At 69.0% G+C, this 24,181-nt stretch carries 16 protein-coding genes; 8 read left to right on the top strand and 8 right to left on the bottom strand.

Annotated features, from left to right (window positions below; all coding sequences use genetic code 11):
* Positions 1-224: 224 nt before the first annotated feature.
* The 4 genes from I2501_RS06375 to I2501_RS39060 all read left to right on the top strand — a co-directional run bounded on the left by I2501_RS06375 (position 225) and on the right by I2501_RS39060 (position 6,619).
* Positions 225-2,105: an ABC transporter substrate-binding protein gene (locus tag I2501_RS06375; protein WP_196192818.1), complete on the top strand. Its 1,881-nt coding sequence runs from the start codon at positions 225-227 to the stop codon at positions 2,103-2,105.
* A 165-nt stretch (positions 2,106-2,270) separates the two neighbouring features.
* Positions 2,271-3,218, top strand: a complete 948-nt coding sequence (locus tag I2501_RS06380; protein WP_196192819.1) for an ABC transporter permease — start codon at positions 2,271-2,273, stop codon at positions 3,216-3,218.
* Between the two features lies 1 nt (position 3,219).
* The gene (locus I2501_RS06385; RefSeq protein ID WP_196192820.1) at positions 3,220-4,140 is read left to right on the top strand and encodes an ABC transporter permease; all 921 of its coding nucleotides are present in this window, start codon (positions 3,220-3,222) and stop codon (positions 4,138-4,140) included.
* A complete protein-coding gene (locus tag I2501_RS39060; RefSeq protein WP_268926871.1) occupies positions 4,109-6,619 on the top strand; it encodes an ABC transporter ATP-binding protein in 2,511 nt (836 codons plus the stop codon). Before I2501_RS06385 ends, I2501_RS39060 begins: the two co-directional genes overlap by 32 nt.
* A gap of 140 nt (positions 6,620-6,759) precedes the next feature.
* On the opposite strand, the gene I2501_RS06395 is transcribed toward I2501_RS39060, so the two are convergent.
* The 7 genes from I2501_RS06395 to I2501_RS06425 form a co-directional block, all read right to left on the bottom strand.
* Positions 6,760-7,866: an ABC transporter ATP-binding protein gene (locus I2501_RS06395; RefSeq protein WP_196192821.1), complete on the bottom strand. Its 1,107-nt coding sequence runs from the start codon at positions 7,864-7,866 to the stop codon at positions 6,760-6,762.
* On the bottom strand, positions 7,859-8,851 hold the full coding sequence (locus I2501_RS06400) for an ABC transporter ATP-binding protein (RefSeq protein ID WP_215909372.1): 993 nt from the start codon (positions 8,849-8,851) through the stop codon (positions 7,859-7,861). Before I2501_RS06400 ends, I2501_RS06395 begins: the two co-directional genes overlap by 8 nt.
* Before the next feature lie 82 nt (positions 8,852-8,933).
* Positions 8,934-9,962: an ABC transporter permease gene (locus I2501_RS06405; RefSeq protein WP_196192823.1), complete on the bottom strand. Its 1,029-nt coding sequence runs from the start codon at positions 9,960-9,962 to the stop codon at positions 8,934-8,936.
* Positions 9,955-10,878: an ABC transporter permease gene (locus I2501_RS06410; RefSeq protein ID WP_196192824.1), complete on the bottom strand. Its 924-nt coding sequence runs from the start codon at positions 10,876-10,878 to the stop codon at positions 9,955-9,957. Before I2501_RS06410 ends, I2501_RS06405 begins: the two co-directional genes overlap by 8 nt.
* A 115-nt stretch (positions 10,879-10,993) precedes the next feature.
* Positions 10,994-12,637 (bottom strand): peptide ABC transporter substrate-binding protein, encoded by a 1,644-nt coding sequence (locus I2501_RS06415; RefSeq protein ID WP_196192825.1) that lies wholly within the window; start codon positions 12,635-12,637, stop codon positions 10,994-10,996.
* A 437-nt stretch (positions 12,638-13,074) separates the two neighbouring features.
* Positions 13,075-14,979, bottom strand: coding sequence for a translational GTPase TypA (typA, locus tag I2501_RS06420; protein WP_196192826.1), 1,905 nt, complete (start codon positions 14,977-14,979; stop codon positions 13,075-13,077).
* A 305-nt stretch (positions 14,980-15,284) separates the two neighbouring features.
* A complete protein-coding gene (locus tag I2501_RS06425) occupies positions 15,285-17,027 on the bottom strand; it encodes an ABC transporter family substrate-binding protein (RefSeq protein ID WP_196192827.1) in 1,743 nt (580 codons plus the stop codon).
* A 238-nt stretch (positions 17,028-17,265) separates the two neighbouring features.
* On the opposite strand from I2501_RS06425, the gene I2501_RS38770 reads away from it, so the two are divergent.
* The 4 genes from I2501_RS38770 to I2501_RS06445 all read left to right on the top strand — a co-directional run bounded on the left by I2501_RS38770 (position 17,266) and on the right by I2501_RS06445 (position 21,270).
* Positions 17,266-17,550, top strand: coding sequence for a hypothetical protein (locus tag I2501_RS38770; protein ID WP_215909292.1), 285 nt, complete (start codon positions 17,266-17,268; stop codon positions 17,548-17,550).
* Between the two features lie 114 nt (positions 17,551-17,664).
* Positions 17,665-18,501: a hypothetical protein gene (locus tag I2501_RS06435; RefSeq protein WP_328806237.1), complete on the top strand. Its 837-nt coding sequence runs from the start codon at positions 17,665-17,667 to the stop codon at positions 18,499-18,501.
* 49 nt (positions 18,502-18,550) lie between these two features.
* Positions 18,551-20,509, top strand: coding sequence for a fumarate reductase/succinate dehydrogenase flavoprotein subunit (locus tag I2501_RS06440; RefSeq protein WP_196192828.1), 1,959 nt, complete (start codon positions 18,551-18,553; stop codon positions 20,507-20,509).
* The gene (locus tag I2501_RS06445) at positions 20,506-21,270 is read left to right on the top strand and encodes a succinate dehydrogenase/fumarate reductase iron-sulfur subunit (RefSeq protein ID WP_196192829.1); all 765 of its coding nucleotides are present in this window, start codon (positions 20,506-20,508) and stop codon (positions 21,268-21,270) included. Before I2501_RS06440 ends, I2501_RS06445 begins: the two co-directional genes overlap by 4 nt.
* 148 nt (positions 21,271-21,418) lie before the next feature.
* Here the strand turns inward: I2501_RS06445 and I2501_RS06450 are convergent, their stop codons facing one another.
* Positions 21,419-23,947, bottom strand: coding sequence for a SpoIIE family protein phosphatase (locus I2501_RS06450; RefSeq protein ID WP_408022709.1), 2,529 nt, complete (start codon positions 23,945-23,947; stop codon positions 21,419-21,421).
* Between the last annotated feature and the right edge of the window lie 234 nt (positions 23,948-24,181).

Below are 24,181 nucleotides of genomic sequence, written 5' to 3' on the forward strand. Positions count from 1 at the left end.
ACTCTCCAGAGATGCCTGCCACCCGCTTCCGGGGTGGCACGGTAATGGCCGTATCGAAAATTGGGCATTACCGCAGCTCATAGCGTTATCAATCTTTGATCCGTCTACCGTCGACAGGTGCACCAATTGCCCATCAGGATGAGCGTCAAGCTGCGTTGATGGTGGTTTCGGCTGAACATCTGCGAGCGGCTATGTCACCTTGACTGTCCCTAGGGAGTGGGAAGATGAGCAGAAGGAACCTTCGGGTCCTGCAGGGAGCCGCCCTCGTGGCGGTCGGGGCGATGGCCCTCACGGCGTGCAGCAGCAGCGGGGGCAGCAACGGCACCAAGCTGGCCACCGACTACTCCTACGGGGCGATCCCGGCCGCGAACACCAACGTCAAGGCCGGCGGCACCTTCACGTACGCCGAGTCCCCCGGCGGGGCCCCGAACTGGATCTTCCCCCTTACCCCGGCTGCCAACTCCTCGGTCTTCACGGCCTACGAGTTCCAGTACCTGAGCTGGCGGACGCTGTTCTGGTCGCCGAAGGGCTCCACCCCGGACTGGGACTACTCCCGCTCCATGACCGACAGCAAGCCCAGCGTGTCGGCCGACGGCAAGACCTTCACCATCAAGCTGAACGGCAAGTACACCTGGTCGGACGGTCAGAAGCTGACCTCCCAGGACGTGCTGTTCTTCTACTACCTGTACAAGGCCGCCGTCGCCGAGAACCCGGCCAACGCGGGCAACTACACGCCGGGTCAGTTCCCGGACAACGTCACCTCGGTGTCCGCGCCGGACGCGCAGACGGTGACCTTCACCTTCAACAAGGCGTACAACCCGGACTTCGTCCTGTCGACGGACTTCGCCCAGCTGATCCCGCTCCCGGAGCACGCGTGGGCCAAGGCGTCGGCCAACGGCCCGATCCTGGACCCGAGCAAGCCGGCCAACGCCAAGGCGATCTACGACTTCCTGGCCTCGCAGTCGAAGGACCTGGCCTCCTACGGCACCAACCCGCTGTGGCAGGTCGTCGACGGCGCGTACAAGATCAAGAGCTACAACACCTCCACCGGCGCGGCCGACTTCGCGGCCAACACCGCGTACACCGGTGAGGGCAAGCCGACCTTCAACGAGGTCGACGAGCTCGCGTACACCTCGTACACCGCGATCTTCAACGACCTGCTCAGCGGCAAGCTGGACATGGGCCCGGTCGACTACTCGGTGCTGCCGCAGGTCAACAAGCTGAAGGCGAAGAAGTACAACGTCTACGGCCTGCCGGACTTCGGTAACAACGAGATCTTCATCAACTTCAAGAACACCACCAACAACTGGGACAAGGCTGTCTCCCAGCTGTACATCCGTCAGGCCTTCGCGTACCTGCAGGACCAGAGCGCGGAGATCAAGGGTGCCTTCGACGGCGCCGGCGCTCCGGCCTACGGCTCCGTCCCGGCCGCGCCGAAGTCGCCGTACGCCCCGTCGAGCGTGCTGAACAACCCGTACCCGTTCTCGCCCGACAAGGCCAAGCAGCTGCTGACCTCGCACGGCTGGAACGTGGTCGCCAACGGCGAGACCACCTGCACCAGCCCGGGCACCGCCGCCAACCAGTGTGGTGCGGGCATCACCAAGGGTCAGAACCTCGACTTCTCGCTGTACTACAGCACCCAGCCCGACGCGCTCGGCAAGGAGGACACCGCGTTCGCCGGTAACCTCAAGCAGCTGGGCATCAACGTCACGCTGCACCCCGACACGTTCAACAACGTGCTGCAGAACGAGTCCACGGTCTCCAGCCCGAAGAACGACAACAACTGGGGCATGGCCGACTTCGGCGGTAACACCAACAACATCTACCCGAGCACGGACAACCTGCTCAACACGGGTGGGTCGTACAACGCGGGTGGCTACTCCGACCCGACCCTCGACGCCGACATCAACAACTCGATGACCTCGGCCGACTCGATGGCGATCCAGAAGGAGCTCACCGACGCCTCCTCGCAGGAGCCGGTGATCTGGCAGCCCGTCCCGGACCTCGTGATGGCCTGGGCCCCGAACGTCTCCGGCAGCTCGGACGCCTTCGGCGCCACCACGCAGTACATGTTCAACCCTGAGGACATGTACTTCACCAACTAGTCCGACCGTCGGGGCGGCCCCACCCAGCCGCCCCGACATCCGGCGTTTGCCCAGCCCACTCCTGCCGAGCGCCGAGTGGGCTGAGCAGTACCCGGCCCCCGCACATCTCGCTGGGGGCCCACCCCCCTCCCCCCGCGAACCACTACTGAGGAGGAGACCCCGGACATGGCGGGCTATCTCATCCGACGCCTGGGCACGGCGATCATCGTCGTCCTCGGCATCGCCCTGGTGACGTTCCTGATGCTGCACATCATCTCGCCGTCACCTGCCACCGACGTCCTCGGCCAGAAGGCGTCCCCCGCGGCCATCAAGGCGTGGAACCACGCCAACGGCTTCGACCGGCCGTGGTACGACCAGTTCTGGACGTACATCAGCAACCTGCTGCACGGAGACTTCGGCTGGTCCTACAAGAACAACCAGACGGTGAACTCGATGTTCGCCGAGAAGACACCGCTGAGCGCCTTCCTGTCGGTCTCCTCCGTCGTGGTCGCCATCCTGGTCGCCCTGCCGCTGGGCATCTACCAGGCCATCAAGCGCAACACCGCCGGCGACGTCACCGCCACCACGCTGGCGTTCATCTTCTACTCCATGCCCACCTTCATGGTGGCGCTGCTGCTGATCCAGGTCTTCGCGCTGAACCTCGGCTGGGTCGACCCGAACGTCTCGCAGAACCAGTCGCTGACCGGTGCGCTCGGATCGTGGCAGGACCTGATCCTGCCGATCATCTCGCTGTCGATCACCCAGGTCGCCTCGTTCTCCCGCTACCAGCGGTCCGCCGCTCTCGACGTGCTCGCGCAGGACTACATCAAGGTCGCGCGCGCCAAGGGTCTGCCGGAGCGTCTGGTCCACACGCGCCACCTGGTGCGTAACTCGGCGCTGCCGATGATCACGCTGATCGGCCTCTCGCTGCCCATCGTCATCGGCGGCAACGTGCTGATCGAGTACGCGTTCAACATCAACGGCCTGGGCCTGATGTTCATCAACGCCCTGCAGAACGACGACTACAACGTCCTGATGGCGTACACGCTGCTGACGGCCATCCTCACCGTCGTGGGGAACCTGATCGCGGACGTCCTGCTCTCCGTTTCCGACCCGCGCATCAAGTTGGTGTGAGATGACTCAGACGACCACCGCTCCCGCCGCGGAGCCGCGCACCAGCGATGCCGGCGAGATCCACGCCGATCCCTCAGCCTCCGGCTGGAAGTTGACGCTGCGTGAGTTCCTGCAGAACAAGCTCGCCGTGGCCGGCGTGCTGATCCTCATCTTCTTCGTGCTGTTCGCCTTCCTCGGCCCGATGATCTACCACTCGGACCAGACCAACACCAACCTGCTCAGCACCGACCAGGGCCCGGGATCCGGAGCCCCGCTCGGCACCGACAGCAGGGGCTTCGACATCCTCGGCCGCCTGATGCTCGGCGGTCAGACCTCGCTCGAGATCGGCTTCTTCGCCGCCCTGATCGCCACCGTCATCGGCACCCTGTGGGGCGCCGTCGCCGGTCTGATCGGCGGCATCGTGGACGCGGTGATGATGCGCGTCGTCGACGTGCTGCTGGCCATCCCGTTCCTGCTGGTCGTGCTGATCGTCGCGCACCGCTACGGCTCCAACACCTTCAACCTGAGCCTGATCCTCGGTGTCTTCTCGTGGCTGATCCCGGCCCGTCTGGTCCGCGGCGAGACGCTCACGCTGCGCGTGCGCGACTTCGTCTCCGCGGCCCGCGTCATGGGCGGCAGCCGCACCCGGCTGATCTTCCGTCACCTGATCCCCAACGCGATGGGGACGGTGATCGTCAACATCACCTTCCAGATCGCCGACGCCATCCTCGCCCTGGCGGCCCTCGGCTTCCTCGGCTTCGGCATCCAGTACCCCAACACCGACTGGGGTTCGCAGATCTCCGACGCCCAGACCGCTCTGCTGAACGGTTACTGGTGGGAGGTCTACCCGGTCGGCATCGCCCTGGTCCTGGTGGTCATGGCCTTCAACCTGATCGGTGACGGCCTGCGCGATGCCGTCGACGTCCGCCTGCGCAAGCGCTGACGCCGCCGCAGCAAAGACGACAGCGACGAAATCGAGGAACACGATGGCTCACCTCCTTGAGGTCAACGACCTCACCACCCACATCCAGATCAGCCGCGGCGTCGTGCAGGCCGTGGACGGCGTCTCGTTCCACCTGGAGGCCGGGGAGACCCTCGGCCTGGTGGGCGAGTCCGGCTGCGGCAAGTCCATGACCGGTCTCTCCCTGATGGGCCTGCTGCCCCCGGGCGGCCGTCTGGTCAACAACTCCTCCGTCAAGCTCGACGGCCGCGAGCTGGTCGGCCTGTCCGACGGCGAGCTGCGGAAGATCCGCGGCAACGAGATCGCCATGGTCTTCCAGGACCCGATGAGCTCCCTGGACCCGACCAAGACGATCGGCTACCAGGTCGCCGAGCCCGTGCTGCTGCACCGCGGCGTCAGCAAGGCCGAGGCCATGGACCGCGCCGCCGAGGTGCTCGGCCTGGTCGGCCTGCCGAAGCCCAAGGAGCGGCTGAAGGACTACCCGCACCAGCTCTCCGGCGGTCTCCGTCAGCGCGTGATGATCGCCATGGCGCTCGCCTGCGAGCCCAAGGTACTGATCGCCGACGAGCCGACCACCGCGCTCGACGTCACCATCCAGGCCCAGATCCTGACCCTCCTGAACGACCTCAAGGAGCGGCTCGGGATGGCGATCATCCTGGTCACCCACGACATGGGCGTGGTGGCCGGGCACTCGGACCGGATCAACGTCATGTACGCCGGCCGGATCGTCGAGAGCACGGAGACGCAGCAGCTCTTCGACGGCATGCGCCACCCGTACACCCAGGGTCTGCTCGCCTCGATCCCGCGCCTGGCGCAGGACAACACGCAGAAGCTGTTCACCGTCCCCGGCCTGCCGCCGGACCTGTCGAACCCGCCCACCGGCTGCCGCTTCGCCGCGCGCTGCACCTACGTCACCGACCAGTGCCGCGAGAACGACCCCGAGCTGAAGGGCCCGGAGGGCCACGTCTTCGCGTGCTTCCACCCGGTCTCCGGCCCGCTCGACCTGACCCTCCTCTCCGAGCCGCCGGTCACGGCGGAGGAGGCCGCGGCCGTGGCCGCGGAGGCGGAGCAGAAGGCCGAGGAGCTGGCCGAGAAGATCGAGCTGACCAAGGCCGAGGCCACCGACGAGGCCGAGGCCACGGAGGCCGCTGACGCCACCGAGTCGGCTGACGCCCCGGAGGACGGCAAGCCCGAGGCATCCGACGCCGCTGCCGAGGCCGACGACGCGGCCACGGGCGACGCGAAGGACGAGGCGAAGGCCGAGGAGAAGGCTGAGGCCGCCGCCGAGGAGGCGGACGCCGAGGCCGCCGAGGCTGAGGCCGCCGTGGTCGCCAAGGCCACCGCCGTGGTCGAGGCCGCCGAGGCCGAGGCCGTGGCCGCCACCGTCGCCACGCCGCGCGAGGAGTCGAAGGCCGCCCCGGCGGCGAAGGCCTCGCGTCCGCTGCTCGAGGTCGTCGACCTGGTCAAGGAGTTCCCGGTCGGCGGGGGCGCTTTCAGCCGCAACAAGGCCGTCGTGCACGCCGTTTCCGGCGTCTCGCTGTCGCTGGGCTACGGCGAGACCTTCGGTCTGGTCGGCGAGTCCGGCTGTGGCAAGACCACGCTGGGCCGCATGATCGTCGGCCTGGAGAAGCCCAACTCCGGCAGGGTGACCCTGGACGGCACCGAGGTCGGCTCGCTGCGCGGCAAGGCGCTGCGCCGCCACCGCCGCGACCTCCAGATGATGTTCCAGGACCCGTACGCCTCGCTCGACCCGCGCATGCGCGTCGGCGCGATCCTGCGTGAGCCGCTGCAGATCCAGAGCATCGGCAGCGCGCAGGAGCAGATGGCCCGGGTCAGCGAGCTGCTGGACGAGGTCGGTCTGCCCAAGTCGGCGCTGGAGCGCTTCCCGCACGAGTTCTCCGGCGGCCAGCGTCAGCGCATCGGCCTGGCCCGCGCCCTGGCGCTGCACCCGAAGGTGATCGTCGCCGACGAGCCGGTCTCCGCGCTCGACGTCTCGATCCGCGCCCAGGTGCTCAACCTGATGAAGCGTCTGCAGGCCTCGCACGACCTGTCCTACGTGGTCATCTCGCACGACCTGGCGGTGGTCAAGTACCTCGCCGACCGGATCGGCGTGATGTACCTGGGCAAGATGGTCGAGGTCGGCTCCGGCCAGGACATCTACGAGCGTGCGGCGCACCCGTACACCGCCGGTCTGCTGGAGGCCATCCCGGTCCCCGAGCCGGAGCTGGAGCGGGCCAAGCGCGGCGGCGGCATCAAGGGCGAGCTGCCCAGCCCGGTCGCCCCGCCGTCCGGCTGCCGCTTCCGCACCCGCTGCCCCCTCGCCCAGGACCGCTGTGCGGTCGAGGAGCCGGCGATGCGCCTCTTCGGCGACGGCCACGCCGCCGCCTGCCACTTCCCGCTGCAGACCCCGGTCTCGGACACCCCGGTGACCGTCGCCACCCCTGCGGGCACGGCGGAGTGACGCTGCTTCAGCGTTAATCGCTGACAAGGGGCCCGCCGGTCGAGCAGACCGGGCGGGCCCCTTGCTGTTCCCCAGGAACGCCACGACACGTCGAAGGGCCGCCCCGTCGGGGCAGCCCTTCGTCGTGTTCAGCGTGCGGGTTACTCCGTGTCCGTCGCGCCCACCACGTCGATGTCCTCGGCGAAGTGGCACGCGGAGTCGTGCGCCGCCGGGGTGTCCTTGCCGCGGAAGACCTCGGGGATCGCCAGCAGCGGGACGTCGACCGAGCACTTCTCCTGCGCCTTGAAGCAGCGCGTGCGGAAGCGGCAGCCGGACGGCGGGTTGGCCGGGGAGGGGATGTCGCCCTGGAGGATGATCCGCTCGCGGCCCTCACGACCCTCCGGGTCCGGCACCGGCACGGCGGAGAGCAGCGCCTGGGTGTACGGGTGGGTCGGGTGCTCGTAGATCTGCTCGTCCGTGCCGATCTCGACCATCTTGCCGAGGTACATCACGCCGACGCGGTCGGAGATGTGACGCACGATCGACAGGTCGTGGGCGATGAACATGTAGGACAGGTTGAACTCGTCCTGCAGCTGCTCCAGCAGGTTGATCACCTGCGCCTGCACCGAGACGTCCAGTGCCGAGACCGGCTCGTCGCAGATGATGATCTCGGGCTTGAGCGCCAGGCCGCGCGCGATGCCGATGCGCTGGCGCTGGCCGCCCGAGAACTGGTGCGGGTACCGGTTGATGTACTCCGGGTTGAGGCCGACGACGTCCAGCAGATCCTGGACGGCCCTGCGGCGGTCGCCCTTGGGAGCCACCTCGGGGTGGATCTCGAAGGGCTCGCCGATGATGTCCCCGACCGTCATGCGCGGGTTGAGCGAGGTGTACGGGTCCTGGAAGACCATCTGGATGTTCCGGCGGATCGCCTTGAGCGCCCGACCGGAGACCCCGGCGATGTCCTCGCCCTTGTACAGCACCTGGCCGCTGGTGGCCGGCTCCAGGTTCATCAGCACCTTGGCCAGCGTCGACTTGCCGCAGCCGGACTCGCCGACGATGCCCAGGGTCTCGCCCTGGTGCAGGTCGAAGGAGACGCCGTCGACGGCCTTGACCGCGCCGACCTGCTTCTTGATCAGGATGCCCTGCGTCAGCGGGAAGTGCTTCTCCAGGTCGCGGACCTGGAGGATCGGCTCGCCCCGCTCGACCGGCTTCTCCAAGGCGGCCTCGATGGCCGCGGCCTCCGCCTCTGCGGCCTGCGCGTCAGCCATGGATGGTCTCCTTCCAGAAGTGGCAGGCGCTGCCACGGCCCTCGAGCGGCGTGCCGTCGGCCTCGGTGACCGCCATCAGCGGCGGGACCTCGGCGCGGCAGACGTCCTGGGCCATCGGGCAGCGCGGGTTGAACGCACAGCCGGAGGGGATGCGCAGCAGGTTGGGCGGCAGACCCTTGATCGCGTAGAGCTCCTGGCCCTTCTGGTCCAGGCGCGGGATCGAGTCGAGCAGGCCACGGGTGTAGGGGTGGGCCGGGCGCTTGTAGAGCTCGTGCACCGGGGCGGTCTCGACGATCCGCCCGGCGTACATGACCGCGATCTTGTCCGCGACGTCGGCGACCACGCCGAGGTCGTGGGTGATCAGGATCAGGCCCATGTTGTACTCGCGCTGGAGGTCGGCGAGCAGCTCCATGACCTGGGCCTGGACGGTGACGTCCAGGGCGGTGGTGGGCTCGTCGGCGATGATCAGGTCCGGCTCCAGGGCCAGCGCCATGGCGATCATGATGCGCTGGCGCATACCGCCGGAGAACTGGTGCGGGTACTGGTTGACCCGCTCCCTGGCGGCGGGGATGCCGACCCGCTCCATCAGCTCGACGGCCTTGGCCTTGGCGTCCTTCTTGGACGTGCCCCGGTGCACCCGGTACATCTCGCCGAGCTGCGTCCCGACCGTGTGGACCGGGTTGAGCGACGAGAGCGCGTCCTGGAAGATCATGGCCATCTGGGTGCCGCGGATCTTGCGACGCTCCTCGCCCGAGAGCTTGAGCAGGTCCTCGCCCTTGAAGAGGATCTCGCCGCCGGTGACGAATCCGGGCGGGCTGTCCAGGATGCCCATGACGGCCTGGGAGGAGACCGACTTGCCGGAGCCCGACTCGCCCAGGATGGCGAGCGTCTCCCCGGCGTGCACCGAGTAGTTGACGCCGTTGACGGCCTTGGCCACGCCGTCCCTGGTGCGGAACTCGACCTGGAGGTCGCGCACCTGGAGCAGCGGCGCCTCGTTGTCGACGGAGCGGGTCCGCCGGTCGGCGGCCGGGTTCGCGGATGCAGCAGTACTCACGGTTCCGCCTCTCTCAGCGCAGCTTGGGGTCGAGAGCGTCGCGAACCGCGTCGCCGAGCATGATGAACGCAAGGATGGTGATGCAGAGCGCACCGGCGGGGAAGAGCAGCATGTGCGGCGCGTTGCGGAACGAGTCCGCCGCGGCCGAGATGTCGATGCCCCACGAGACCGTCGGCGGCTTGAGACCCACACCCAGGTAGGACAGGGTCGCCTCGAGCGAGATGTACGTGCCCAGCGCAATGGTGGCGACGACGATGATCGGAGCCAGCGCGTTCGGCAGGATGTGGCGCAGCATCAGGCGGCTGTTGCTGGCACCCAGAGCGCGGGCGGCCGTGACGTAGTCCTGCTGCCGGGCCGTGATCACGGCACCGCGGGCGATGCGCGCGAGCTGCGGCCAACCGAGGACCACGATGAAGGCGACGACGATCCAGACCGACTGGTTCGGGATGACCGAAAGGAAGACCAGACCGCCGAGGAGGATCGGGATGCCGAAGAAGATGTCCGCGATTCGGGAGACGACCGCGTCGATCCAGCCGCCGAAGAACCCGGCGAGGCCGCCGAGGACGGTGCCGAGGATGGCGGTGCCCAGGGTGGCGAAGACGCCGACCGTGATCGAGGCGCGGGCACCGTGGATGGTCCGGGCGAAGACGTCGCACCCCTGCGTGTCGAACCCGAAGGGGTGACCCGAGGTCGGGCCCAGCTCCGACTTGGACAGGTCGCAGTTGAGCGGGCTGGTCGAGGTGAACAGCCCGGGCCAGAACGCCACGATGATCAAGAAGATGATCAGGATCCCGGAGATGATGAAGATCGGGTTCCGGCGCAGCTCACGCCAGGCGTCCTGCCAGAGGCTGCGCGGCACCTCGCGGTCGGTGACGGCGACCGACTCGGCGGACTGGGCCTCGGCGTGGTGCAGATCCTCCTTCTCCAGGAGGTCGTCGGCCTCGATCGCGCCCAGGGTGGGCGTGTTGGCGAAGGCGCTGGACAGCTCGGTGTTCGCGTCGTCGGGGACGCCGTCCGGCTTGTTCGGCTGCTGATCAGGCATAACGGATCCTCGGGTCCAGGACCGCGTAGAGCAGGTCGACGAGCAGGTTGGCGAGGAGGAAGACGATGACGAGGACGGTCACGAAGCCCACCACCGTCGGGGTGTTCTGACGGACGATGCCCTGGTACAGGTAGTAGCCCACACCCTGGATGTTGAAGATGCGCTCGGTCACCAGCGCGCCACCCATCAGGGCGCCGAGGTCGGTGCCCAGGAAGGTGATCACGGGGATCAGCGAGTTGCGCAGCAGGTGATGGCTGATCACCCGGCGACGCGGCAGACCCTTGGCGACAGCGGTGCGCACGTAGTCGGCCTTCGAGTTCTCCGCGATGGTGGTGCGGGTCAGTCGGGCGACGTAGGCGAGTGAGACCGAGGCGAGCACGAAGCCCGGCAGGATCATGTCGCCGATCGGCGCGCCCTGGCCGACGGTCGCGGGCACGAGGCCCCACTTCACGCCGAGCAGGTACTGCAGGACGTAGCCGATGACGAAGGTCGGGATGGAGATGACGATCAGCGTCAGCACCATCACGCCGGTGTCGGCCAGCTTGCCGCGACGCATACCGCTGATCACGCCCAGGCCGATACCGAGGATCACCTCGAAGGTGAAGGCCACGGCGGTCAGCTTGAGGGTGGTCGGGTACGCCATCTTCAGCAGCTCGGTGACCGGCTGACCGCTGAACGTGGTCCCGAGGTTCCCGGTGAAGATGCCCTTCATGTAGTTGGCGTACTGCACCACGAGCGGATCGTTCAGCCCGAGCTGCTGACGGATCTGTGCAGCGACCGCCGGGTCCGGTGCCTTGTCTCCGAAGAGCGCGGCGACCGGGTCACCGAGAGCGTGCACCATCGTGAAGATGATGAACGTGGTCCCGATGAAAACCGGGATCATCTGGAGCAGGCGTCGAATGACGTAGCGCCCCATGGAACCTCCAGGGATTCGTCGCGGGGGGGGGGGGGGGGCCCCGGGGGGGGCCCGCCCCCCCCCCCCCCCCCCCCGCCCCGTTCGCACGGCGGTCTGCGGCCGGCGGACAGACGACTTACTTGTTGACGGTGATGTTCGTGTAGACCGGGACGCTGAAGGGGTCGAGCTGCACGTTCGAAACGCGGGACGACCAGCCGACGGTGCCGTTCTGGTACCACAGCGGAATCGACGGCAGATCGCTGACCAGCAGCTTCTCGGCCTGCTGGAAGTCCGAGACGGCCGTCGCCTTGTCACTGGCCGCGTTGGCCTGGTTGACCATGCTGTCGAACTGCGGGTTGCTGTAGTGCGAGTCGTTCGACGCCGCGTTGGTGTAGAAGAGCGGCTGCAGGAAGTCCTGGATCAGCGGGTAGTCCATCTGCCACCCGGTGCGGAAGGCCGACGTCATCTGCTTGTTCTGGATCTGGTTGCGGAAGTCCGCGAAGGTGCCGATCGGCTTGCCGACGCACGCGTTCTGGTTGCCCAGGGCGTTGTTGATGCTGTTGCAGACCGCGTCGACCCACTCCTTGTGGGGGCCGTCGGCGTTGTAGCTGATCGTCAGCTGGCCGCCCGGGATGCCGCCGCCCTGCTGGATCAGCTGCTTGGCCTTGGTCGGGTTGTACGTGCAGACGTCGCCGCAGAGCGTGCTGCTGTAGCCGCCCGCCGCGCCGAGGACCGGGGAGGTCCAGTCGGTGGCCGGGGTGCGGGTGTTCTGGAAGATGACCTTGGTGATGGTCGGGCGGTCGATGGCCATCGAGATGCCCTCGCGGACCAGCTTGGCGCCGGGGGTGTTCCAGTTCGCCTGGTTCAGGGGGAACGAGATCGTCTGGTTGATACCGGCCGGCTGGTTGAGGTAACGGCCGTTCAGGTCGGACTGGACCGTCTTCAGCGCGGTGTTGGACAGACCGTTGTCGATGTCCAGGTTGCCGGCCTGCAGGTCGGCGTAGGCCGCGTCGGCGCTGGTGTAGACCTTGAGGTCGATGCCGCCGTTCTTGGGCTTGTAGGCGCCGGCGTACGTCGACGCCGGGCGCAGCTGCATGCCCGTGCCCTTGGTCCAGGACTGGATGACGTACGGGCCGTTGCCGACCGGGTGGGCCTCCCACGCCGTCGGGTTCTTGAAGAACGACTGCGGCAGCGGGTAGAAGGCCGAGTAGCCGAGGGTGTCCGGCCACAGCGAGAACTTCTGGGTCAGCGCGACCGTGAAGGTCGTGTCGTTGACGACCTTGAGGCCGGACATGGTCGTCGCGGTCGGGCTGCCGCTCGTCGGGTGGACGGCGCTGTAGCCCTGGATCGACGTGAAGAACGGGTCGGTGTTGTTCTGCGCGTGCGGCAAGTACGCGCCCCAGTTCCAGGCGTCCACGTAGGAGCTGGCGGTCACCGGGGTGCCGTCGCTGAACTTCCAGCCGGGCTTCAGCGTGATGGTGAAGTGCTGCTGGTCCGTGGTGGTGATCGACTGCGCGTTGGCCAGCTCCGCGGCACCCGTCGTCGGGTTGTAGTGCTGCAGACCGTCGAAGATCATGTTCAGCACCGCGCCGCCGTTCACCTCGTTGGTGTCGGTCGGAACCAGCGGGTTCTGAGGGTCGCCCCACCACGCGCTCACGATGCCGCTCGAGTTGCTGCCGGAACTGGAGCCCCCGGAGCTGCCGCTGCTGCTGCATGCCGTGGCAGCCAGGGCGATGGCGATGGCCCCGGCGGCGAACTTCGCTTGCGTGGCTCCACGCATGGACGTGCCTCCTCAGACGTGCGACGTGCTGTTTGCCGTCGTTCGTGACAGCAGCCGCCCACCCCTGGGCAGCGCTGCCTGAGCTCGCGAGTCGGCGGCCGGGATCGGCCGCCGCCTGGGTGACCCGAGCGTCGTGGTCTCTACTATCCGTCACTGTCGGCGATGGTTATGACCAAATGACATTTCGGTTTGATCACACGCCTGTGAGCTGTGTCTCGCAACTCGGACGTCACCAGGTGGGTGCAACAGCTGTCGAATCGGACATGAAACACCGCCAGAAGTCATCCTGACACCGATATTCGTACACTCCGGCACTGACACTCGGCCGGGACATCATCACAATGAGTGACAGCTGAATGGCATGGAAAAGCCGCCGGAAGCAGTGCTTCCGGCGGCTCCGTACTGCTGCGCTACTGCGCTGCCGTGCTAGCGGCGGGTCAGCCCTTCGAGGCGCGGCCGCGGGTGCGGGCGCGGGTCTGCGCGTCCAGGACCACCTTGCGGATGCGCACCGTCTCCGGCGTCACCTCGATGCACTCGTCCTCGCGGCAGAACTCCAGCGACTGCTCCAGCGAGAGCTTGCGCGGCGGGACGATCGACTCGGTCACGTCTGCGGTCGAGGACCGCATGTTGGTGAGCTTCTTCTCCTTGGTGATGTTCACGTCCATGTCGTCGGCGCGGGAGTTCTCGCCGACGATCATGCCCTCGTACACCTCGGTGCCGGGGTCGGTGAAGAGCACGCCGCGCTCCTGCAGGTTCGTCATCGCGAAGGCGGTGACGACACCGGCGCGGTCGGCGACCAGGGAGCCGTTGTTACGGGTGGTCAGCGCGCCGAACCAGGGCTCGTGGCCCTCGTGGATCGAGTGCGCGATGCCCGTGCCGCGGGTGGAGGTGAGGAACTCCGTGCGGAAGCCGATCAGACCGCGGGACGGGACCACGAACTCCATGCGGACCCAGCCGGAGCCGTGGTTCGACATGTTGTCCATGCGGCCCTTGCGGACACCCATCAGCTGGGTGACGGCGCCCATGTGCTCCTCGGGCACGTCGACCGTCAGGCGCTCGACGGGCTCGTGGGTCTTGCCGTCGACCTCCTTGGTGACGACCTGCGGCTTGCCGACGGTCAGTTCGAAGCCCTCGCGACGCATGGTCTCGATGAGGATGGCCAGCGCCAGCTCACCACGGCCCTGCACCTCCCAGGCGTCCGGACGCTCGGTCTCCAGGACGCGGAGCGAGACGTTACCGATCAGCTCGCGGTCCAGACGGTCCTTGACCTGACGGGCGGTGACCTTGCGGTCCACCTTGGCCGCGGACTTGGCGTCCGCGCCCTTGCCGGAGCCGCCCTTGCCGACCAGCGGCGAGGTGTTGGTGCCGATGGTCATCGAGATGGCCGGCTCGTCGACGGTGATCAGCGGCAGCGCGATCGGGTTCTCGGTGTCGGCGAGGGTCTCGCCGATCATGATCTCGCCGATGCCGGCGACGGCGCAGATGTCGCCCGGACCGGCCTGCTCGGCCGGCTTGCGGGTGAGCGCCTCGGTCATCAGCAGCTCGCTGATGCGGACGTTCGAGATCGTGCCGTCGCGCTTGATCCAGGCGACGGTCTGCCCCTTCTTCAGGTAGCCCTGCTCGACACGGAGCAGCGCGATGCGCCCGAGGAAGTTGTCGGCGTCCAGGTTGGTGACGTGGGCCTGGAGCGGCGCGTCCTCGTCGTAGACCGGGGCCGGGACGTGCTCCAGGATGGTGGAGAAGAACGGCTCCAGGCTGTCACTGTCGGCCGGGACGGTGCCGTCCTCCGGCTTGGTCAGCGAGGCGACGCCGTCACGCGCGCAGGCGTAGACGATCGGGAACTCGATCTGCTCCTCGTCCGCGTCCAGGTCGAGGAAGAGGTCGTAGGCCTCGTTGACGACCTCGTCGATCCGGGAGTCCGGACGGTCGGTCTTGTTGATGCAGAGGATGACCGGCAGCTTGGCCTGCAGCGCCTTGCGGAGCACGAAGCGGGTCTGCGGCAGGGGGCCTTCGGAGGCGTCCACGAGGAGGACGACGGCGTCGACCATCGACAGACCGCGCTCGACCTCGCCACCGAAGTCGGCGTGGCCCGGGGTGTCGATGATGTTGATCGTGATCGGGTCGCCACCACCCTTGGGGTGGTACTTGACGGCGGTGTTCTTCGCGAGAATGGTGATGCCCTTCTCGCGCTCCAGGTCGTTGGAGTCCATCATGCGGTCGTCAAGATGCTGGTGGGCGGCGAAGGCGCCGGCCTGCTTCAGCATCGCGTCGACCAGCGTGGTCTTGCCGTGGTCGACGTGCGCGACGATGGCGACGTTCCGGATGTCATTGCGCGTGGGCATACGGAGTACAGTTCTCCCGAATCGACTGGGCGTGGCACCCGCCGAGCACGGTCAGTGCCGCCGGTCCACCCACCGGGCATCTGAACATGCCACGGCTTTGTCCTATGGTACGTGGTTGCGCGCTGACGCTCGCGCGCTGCCCCTTCGGGACGACGGGACGTTGCACTATTCAGGGGCGCGGGGAACTGCGCGAGAAACCACCGATGAGCGGATGGCCCTGAACATTCGGGGCTCTACCTCCATGGGTGGCTTGTCGCGCAGTTCCCCGCGCCCCTGGGTGTTGCCACCTCCCCGTTCGCCCAAAATTAATGCGGCTGTCCGTGGTACCCCATGTCCTGCCACCTTGGGCTGGCAAGCCCGAACGCGCCGACGTTGACGAGGTTGAGGCGGGTGCCGACCAGTTCCGGGGTCTGGAAGAGGGGGACGGACGGGGCCGCCTGCCAGATGCGGATGTCGGCCTCGTTGGCCAGCCGGGTGGCGTCCGCCGTGTCCGTGCTGGTCACCGCCTCGCTGAGCAGGCTGTTGATCTCGTCCGTGCCCGTGCCGGACAGGTTCTGGCCGACGTTGAGTGAGCCGTCCGGGTTGACCTGCGGCTTCTCGTAGAGCGCGGACTCGTCCGCGATCGGGAAGCGCGAGGCCGGCCAGGTCACCAGCGCCAGGTCGAAGTCGCCGGAGGCGACGTGCTGGGTGAAGAAGCTCGACGCCGGGACCGGCTTCGTCGTCAGGGTGATCCCGATCTGGCTCAGCTGGGACGCCAGCAGCCGGGCGATCGTCGCGTCCCGCGCCGAACCGGCGCGGGTGAGCAGGGTCAGGCTGAGCGTGCGGGTGTCCTTGGCCCGGACCGGCGACGCCGCCGCGTTGGCCGCGTCGCCGTGGGGGGCCAGCTTCCAGCCCGCGGCGTCCAGCAGCTTCGTCGCCGCGTCCGCGCCCGCGCCCAGCGCCGCGGCGTCGTCCTGGTAGCCGGGCTGGTCGGCGAGGAGCAGATGGTTGCCGAGCGGGACGGCGGGCAGCCGCAGCGGCCTGAGGATCGCGTCGGCGATCGCCTGCCTGTCGATCGCGTCCGCGACCGCGCGGCGCACGTCCGGGTCGGCGAGCAGTCCGTTGGCTCCGTTGAAGGCGAGCTGGAGGTCGTCGGGACCGGCGGCGCGGAGGATCTGGGTGCCGGAGGTGGCCTCGGGCGAGTAGCCGGTGTCGTCGGCGGCCTGGCTGAGGTCGGCGATGTCGACGCGGTGCGCGGCGAGCGCGGACGCGGCGGTGTCCGGGGCGACGACGGTGAAGGCGACGGCGTCGAGCTTGGCCCGGTCGCCCCACCAGTGCGGGTTGCGGACTACCGTGAGCGCCTGCGCGTTCTCGTTCTTGAAGGTGAACGGGCCCGCGTCGGCGGTCAGCGCGGTGCGCTGGCTCTGGCTGAAGCTCTGCGGGGTGGCCGTCGCCGCGGCCGGGTAGAGAGGGGTGAACAGGCTCCGCCACGGCGCGTAGGGCTTGGCGAAGACGACCTTGACCGAATCCGGCGCGCCGCCGGAGGTGACCGAGGCGATGCTGTCGTAGCCGTCGGTGCGGGCGGTCCCGGCTGCCGCGAACGCGGGGTCGCGTCCGCTGAGCGCCTGCCACTGGCCGACGAAGTCGGCGAGGCCGAGGTGCTTGCCGTCGCTCCAGACCGCCTTGGGGTTGAGCCGGTAGACGACGGTCTGCGGCGAGGTCGCGGTCTGGTCGGCGGAGACCAGGTAGTCGGGGTCGGTGTTCGCCTTCCCCTGCGCGTCGACCGTGAAGAGGGTCGGCAGGACCGCGCTCGCGACCAGCTGGCTGGTGGCGCTCGCGTCGGACTGGAAGACGTTGAGGGTGGACGGGACGGCGTCCACCGCCCAGCGCACGGAGCCGCCGTCGCTGACGGAGGCGCGGTCGGCACGGATCAGGTCGTCGGCGCGGACGGACGGCGCGCCGCCGGAGCAGGCCGCCACCGCGACGGCGACGGCCGCGGCCAGGACGGCGGCGACGGTCTCGCGGTGCGACACGGAGGAAGCGGGGAAGAGCCGATTGCGGTACACCACAGCGCCACTCAAGAACCGTTGGCCACACCAGAGCTGACGACACGTCGGAGAACGCCGCGCAAGCCACTCGATCGGGGCAGCGGATTGCGCCGCCCGGGGGCGCGCGGACGGATCACGTAATCCGCCAATCGTGAACCAGGCCTTTCCAACCGACGGTGATGAGGGCCACACTCGCTTGCGCGCGTTCCTGACACGACATCAGGAACCGATCTTCCACCGCGCGGAGGGGAGCACAGGCATGCCCTCGGACATCACCGGTACGACCGGGACCACTGGCACCACCGGAACCGACAGCGCCGGCGCCACCGGACCGGTCGCGCTCACGGAGGCGCACCGGCGCCTGGACGAGCTGGACCGCGCCGTGGACGCGACCCGGCAGGCGTTGGCGCAGCTGCGCGCCTGCCTCCCGTCGCCGTGCCCGAGCCGGCCGACGCTCGGTCCGGTCGAGGTCTCCGACACCCCGTACGACCCGGCCATGTGGTGGGACGCGGAGGACGAGGGCATCGGCGGCCATCGCCGCTGACCCCGGCCGCCCGGCCCGGCCGACGCCGCCCCGGCGTCAGCACTGGTGCCGCCGGGCGCGCCACCGCAGCCTGCCGTCAGGCAGACGCCCGCCCAGGAGAGGACACAGAAGGCAGTGACCACGGAGATCAGGCCCCCCGAGGCCGCCGAGAATGCCGGCCGGGGGGTCCACTCCCCTGGGCGCGCGACGATCGAGCAACGGCATCTGCGGACCGACCGCTGGTGGGTTCCGCAGCTGGCGACCGCCCTGGGTCTGCTGGCGTTCATCGGCTACTCGACGTGGCGGGCGTTCTTCGGCGTGCACACCGCCTACGCCGCGCCCTACGTCTCGCCGTTCTACTCCCCCTGCCTGGCGGCCAACTGCCCGGCCATGAACGGCGGCGCGGACTGGGCGCTGTTCGGCAGCTGGTGGCGGCTGTCGCCCGCGCTGATCGTGCTGATCTTCCCGCTGGGCTTCCGGCTGACCTGCTACTACTACCGCAAGGCCTACTACCGCTCGTTCTGGAACTCGCCGCCGGCGTGCGCGGTGGCCGAGCCGCACGCGAAGTACAGCGGTGAGACCAAGTTCCCGCTGATCCTGCAGAACATCCACCGGTACTTCTTCTACTTCGCGATCGTGGTCGCCGGGATCCTGACCTACGACGCGGTGCTCGGGTTCCGGGACGCGCAGGGGCACTGGGGCCACATGGGCCTCGGCACGCTGGTGCTGCTCGTCAACATCGTGCTGATCTGGGCGTACACCGCCTCCTGCCACTCCTGCCGGCACATCGTCGGCGGACGCCTGCGGCACTTCTCCAAGCACCCCGTGCGCTACAAGCTGTGGACCTGGGTCGGCAAGCTGAACGCCCGTCACATGCAGCTCGCGTGGGCCTCGCTGATCAGCGTCGGCGTCGCCGACCTGTACGTGTACCTGCTGGCGAGCGGCGCGTTCACCGATCCCCGCTTCTTCTGACCGAGATCCCGAAGAACGAGATCCCGAAGACCTCCGAAGGACTTACGTAATGACCGAGGTGGAGCGCCACGTCTACGACGTGGTGGTGGTGGGCGCCGGCGGCGCAGGGCTGCGGGCGGCCATCGAGGCCCGCGCCCAGGGCAAGCGGACGGCGATCATCTGCAAGTCGCTGTTCGGCAAGGCCCATACGGTGATGGCCGAGGGCGGCATCGCCGCCAGCATGGGCAACGTCAACGACCAGGACAACTGGCAGGTCCACTTCCGCGACACCATGCGCGGCGGCAAGTTCCTCAACCACTGGCGGATGGCCGAGCTGCACGCCAAGGAGGCGCCGCAGCGGGTCTGGGAGCTGGAGACCTGGGGCGCGCTCTTCGACCGCACCAAGGACGGCCGGATCTCGCAGCGCAACTTCGGCGGCCACGAGTACCCGCGGCTGGCCCACGTCGGCGACCGGACCGGCCTGGAGCTGATCCGCACTCTGCAGCAGAAGATCGTCAGCCTGCAGCAGGAGGACTTCAAGGAGAGCGGCGACTACGAGTCGAAGATCCGCGTCTTCCAGGAGCACACCATCACCCGCATCCTGAAGGACGGGGAGCGGGTCAGCGGCGTCTTCGGCTACCAGCGCGAGTCGGGCCGGTTCTTCGTCATCGAGGCCCCGGCGGTGGTGCTGGCGACCGGCGGCATCGGCAAGTCGTTCAAGGTGACTTCCAACTCGTGGGAGTACACCGGCGACGGCCACGCGCTGGCGCTGCTGGCCGGGGCGACGCTGCTGAACATGGAGTTCGTCCAGTTCCACCCCACCGGCATGGTCTGGCCGCCGTCGGTGAAGGGCATCCTGGTCACCGAGTCGGTCCGCGGGGACGGCGGCGTGCTGCGCAACAGCGACGGCAAGCGGTTCATGTTCGACTACATCCCCGACGTCTTCCGGGAGAAGTACGCGGAGACGGAGGAGGAGGGCGACCGCTGGTACCAGGACCAGGCCAACAACCGCCGTCCCCCGGAGCTGCTGCCCCGCGACGAGGTGGCCCGCGCCATCAACAGCGAGGTCAAGGCCGGTCGCGGCACCCCGCACGGCGGCGTCTACCTGGACGTCTCGACGCGGCTGCCCGCCGAGGAGATCAAGCGCCGACTGCCGTCGATGCACCACCAGTTCAAGGAGCTGGCCGACGTCGACATCACCGCCGAGCCGATGGAGGTCGGCCCGACCTGTCACTACGTCATGGGCGGCGTCGAGGTCGACCCGGACACCGCGTCCTCGTCCGTGCCCGGCCTCTACGCGGCCGGTGAGGTCGCGGGCGGGATGCACGGCTCCAACCGCCTGGGCGGCAACTCCCTGTCGGACCTGCTGGTCTTCGGCCGCCGGGCCGGCCTGCACGCGGCCGAGTACGCCGAGGAGCACACGGCGAACCGTCCGGTCGTGGACCAGGAGCAGATCGACGCGGCGGCGGCCGAGGCGCTGGCGCCCTTCGAGGGCAACGGCACCGACGGCGCGGAGAACCCGTACTCGCTCCACCAGGAGCTGCAGCAGTCGATGAACGACCTGGTCGGCATCATCAGGCGCGAGGGCGAGATGGCCGAGGCCCTGCAACGGCTCTCCGCGCTGCGGGAGCGCGCCGAGCGCGCCGGGGTCGAGGGCCACCGGCAGTTCAACCCCGGCTGGCACCTCTCCCTCGACCTGCGCAACATGCTGCTGGTCAGCGAGTGCGTCGCCCGCGCGGCGCTGGAGCGCACGGAGAGCCGCGGCGGCCACACCCGCGAGGACCACCCGGAGATGGTCGCCGACTGGCGGCGCGTCAACCTGATCTGCTCGCTGGACGAGAAGCCGGGCCCCGACGGCGCGATCACCGTCCAGCGCAAGGCGAACCCGCCGATCCGCGAGGACCTGCTGGCGCTGTTCGGCGTCGACGAGCTGAAGAAGTACCTGACCGAGGACGAGTTGCCGGCCAAGGGGCTACCGCCCCAGCGCGCGGAGACCGAGAAGAAGAGCGAGAACGGAGCGGAACAGTGAGCTACGAGGCCAGGTTCCGCGTCTGGCGCGGGGACGCCGAGGGCGGCGAGCTGAACGACTTCACGGTCGAGGTCAACGAGGGCGAGGTCGTCCTCGACATCGTCCACCGCATCCAGGCGACGCAGGCGCCGGACCTGGCCGTGCGGTGGAACTGCAAGGCCGGCAAGTGCGGGTCCTGCAGCGCGGAGATCAACGGCCGCCCCCGGCTGATGTGCATGACCCGGATGTCCACGCTGCCCGCGGGCGAGACGGTCACCATCACCCCGATGCGCGCCTTCCCGGTCCTGCGGGACCTGGTGACGGACGTGGGCTTCAACTACCAGAAGGCACGCGAGATCCCGTCGTTCGTGCCGCCGCAGGGCGTGGGCCCTGGGGAGTACCGGATGCAGCAGGAGGATGTGAACCGCTCGCAGGAGTTCCGGAAGTGCATCGAGTGCTTCCTGTGCCAGGACACCTGCCACGTGGTCCGCGACCACGAGGAGAACAAGCCCGCGTTCGCGGGCCCGCGCTTTCTGATGCGGGTCGCCGAACTGGACATGCACCCGCTGGACGCTGCCTCCGAGGCGGGCCTGGACCGCAAGGCGACGGCGCAGGAGGAGCACGGGCTGGGCTACTGCAACATCACCAAGTGCTGCACGGAGGTCTGCCCGGAGGGGATCAAGATCACGGACAACGCGCTGATTCCGTTGAAGGAACGGGCGGTTGACCGCAAGTACGACCCGCTGGTCTGGCTGGGCAGCAAGATCTCCCGCCGACGGTAAGTTGCAACACTTCAGGGGCGCGGGGAACTGCGCGACAAGCCACCCACGCAGCTGGCAGGCCGAACGGTCAGGGCCATCCGCACAGGGTGGTTTCTCGCGCAGTTCCCCGCGCCCCTAGATGTTGCAACGTCCCCATGTGCCCAAAGAATCACGCGGGTAGGGCGAGTTCGAACCAGACCGCCTTGCCGCTGGGAGTCCTACGACTCCCCCAGCGGTCGGCGAGCAAGCTGACCAGTTGCAACCCGCGGCCGCCCTCGTCCGTGTCGCGGGCGCGCCGCTGGCGGGGCTGCGCGTAGCCGTTGTCCCAGACCTCGCAGACCAGGACGGAGTCCCGCAGCAGGCGCAGCCGGATGTCGCCGCGGCCGTGCCGCAGCGCGTTCGTCGCCAGCTCGCTGACCAACAGCTCGACCGTGTCGCACAGTTCGTCCAGGCCGCACGCGGCCAGCCAGCCGCAGGCGAGTTCGCGGGCGCGGGCCACCGAGGTCGGCTCGGAGGGCAGGACCCAGTCGCCGACCGAGTTGCTCGGCAGGGCGAAGATCCGTGCCATCAGCAGGGCGACGTCGTCCTCGCCGTAGTGGGGGTCGAGCTCCGTCAGGAGCTGGTCGCAGAGTGCCTCCAGCGGGCGGTCCGCGCTGCCGAGCGCCGTGCGGAGGGCGGTGAGGCCCTCCTCCAGGTGGTGCTTGCGGGACTCGACCAGGCCGTCCGTGTAGAGGCCGATCAGCGCACCGTCGGGAATGTCGACGGTGACCTCCTCGAACGGCTCGCCGCCCACGCCGAGCGGGACGCCCTCGGGGACGTCCAGCATCAGCGCCGGGGTCGGGCCGCCCGCCGCGGGGTCGACCAGGACCGGCGGGAGGTGGCCCGCGTTGGCGATGGTGCAGCGCATGGTGACCGCGTCGTAGACCGCGTAGACGCAGGTGGCGAGGTAGAGCTCGGCGGACTCGCCGTCGTCGGAGTCCGGGTCGGCGCTCAGGCCGCGGGCGATCTCGTCGAGCTGGGTGAGTACCTCGGCAGGGTCCAGGTCGAGCATGGCCAGGGTGCGTACCGCCGTGCGGAGTTGGCCCATGGCGACGGCGGCGCGCAGACCGCGGCCCATCACGTCGCCGACGACCAGCGCGGTGCGGTTGCCGGGCAGCGGGATGACGTCGAACCAGTCGCCGCCGACCTGGGTGCCGCTGCCCGCCGGGCGGTAGCGGCAGGCGATCTCCAGGCCGGACGCGGCCGGGTTGCCGGGCGGCAGCAGCGACCGCTGCAGGATCAGCGCGCGCTCGTGCTCGCGGCGGTAGAGCCGGGCGTTGTCGATGCAGACGGCGGCGCGGGCGACCAACTCGGTCGCGATCGCCACGTCACGGGTGTCGAACGGCTCGCTGCCCTTGGCCCTGGAGAGCTGGACCAGGCCGAGGACCTTCTCGCGGGCGACGATCGGGATCACGATCGCGCTGTGGATCAGCGGGTTGGGGTCCGGGTTGCCCGGACCGGAGAGGGTCAGGCTGCGGCCGGTGCGCAGCGCCTTGGCGTAGGGCGAGCGCGGCGGGTAGCAGAACGTTCCGCCGACCTCGGGCGCGGGCGTGGGCGTGCCCTCGTGGTGGACGGTGCTGGCGGAGGCGACCCGGCGCAGTTCGCCGCTGCCGTCGCCGTCGTCCACCTGGCGGCCCTCGGCGTCGGCGGTCAGCACGGCGTTGTAGAGGTCGACGGTGGCCACGTCGCAGAAGCCGGGCACGGTGACGTCGAGCAGTTCGCGGGCCGTGGTCTCCAGGTCCAGCGTCGAACCGATGTGGCGGCTGGCCTCGTTGAGCAGGGCGAGGCTGCGGCGGGCACTGGCCGCGTCGCGCTCGGCCCGGGCCCGGCCGGTGACGTCGACGATCTGTCCGGCCACGCCCATCGGCCGGTCGGCGGCGCTGAGCAGCCGGTAGAGCGAGATCGACCAGCGACGGCGGCCTGGACGGCTCGGCAGTTCGCCGGCGAAGTTGAGGTCGACCACCGGGTCGCCGGTCCGCAGCACCTCGGCCAGGGAGCGGGAGACCCGGGCGGCGTCCTTGGCGGGCATCAGCTCGTGGACGGTCAGGCCGACGAGCGTCGCCGCGTCCAGGCCGAGCCCGGCGGCGAAGCTGTCGTTGACGCGCTGGATCCGCCCGTCCTGGTCGAAGAGGACGAAGCCGGTCGGGGCCTGGCCGAAGATCGCCTCGGAGGCGGCGATCTCGGTCTCCAGGGTCCGCAGCTTGCGCAGGTCGACGGCCATGCAGACGACGCCGGACCGGCCGTCGGCGCCCTCGGCGGGCATCAGGTAGAGCTCGGCGAGGCGCTCCTCGCCGTCGGAGTCGCGGTAGGGCGCGGTGCCGACCCACTCCTTGCCGGCCAGGATCTCCGTCATCCGCTCGCGGCCGTGTCTCCACTGCTCGCGCGGCGCGAAGGTGGTCACCGGGTCGCAGCCGATGACGTCCTCGGCGGACAGGCCGAAGAACTGCTCGGCCCGGGAGCTCCACTGGCTGATCAGGCCGTCCTCGTCGAGCGAGAACGCGGCGATCCGTATGTAGTCGTAGATGGTCCCGAGCTCGTCGTGTCCCCACGGGGCGGACCCGGCGGACGGAACGGACGCCTCGCCGGCAGGATGCGGGATCCCCGAAGCGGCGTCCGGCACCGGAGCGGTGCCGGGCCTCGGCGCGAACGCGTCAGCCACCGCTGCATCGGGTGCTGTGCGGGCCTGGTCTGCCTCGCGTGACGGCGTGTCGCTCAACTACCGACTCCTCCGGCGATCGGCGCGTGGGTGTCGCGTTCCGAGTATTCATCATCCCGGCGGCGCCGCATACGCCCCGTGCGCACCCAACATCAATTCGAGCGACGATGCGTCACACGTACTGGCTGCGCGGGGGTTCCTACGACCGCCCGGAATCGGAACCTTACGCCTCGGCGG

The organism is Streptacidiphilus fuscans (assembly GCF_015690355.1).
Classification (GTDB): Bacteria; Actinomycetota; Actinomycetes; order Streptomycetales; family Streptomycetaceae; genus Streptacidiphilus; species Streptacidiphilus fuscans.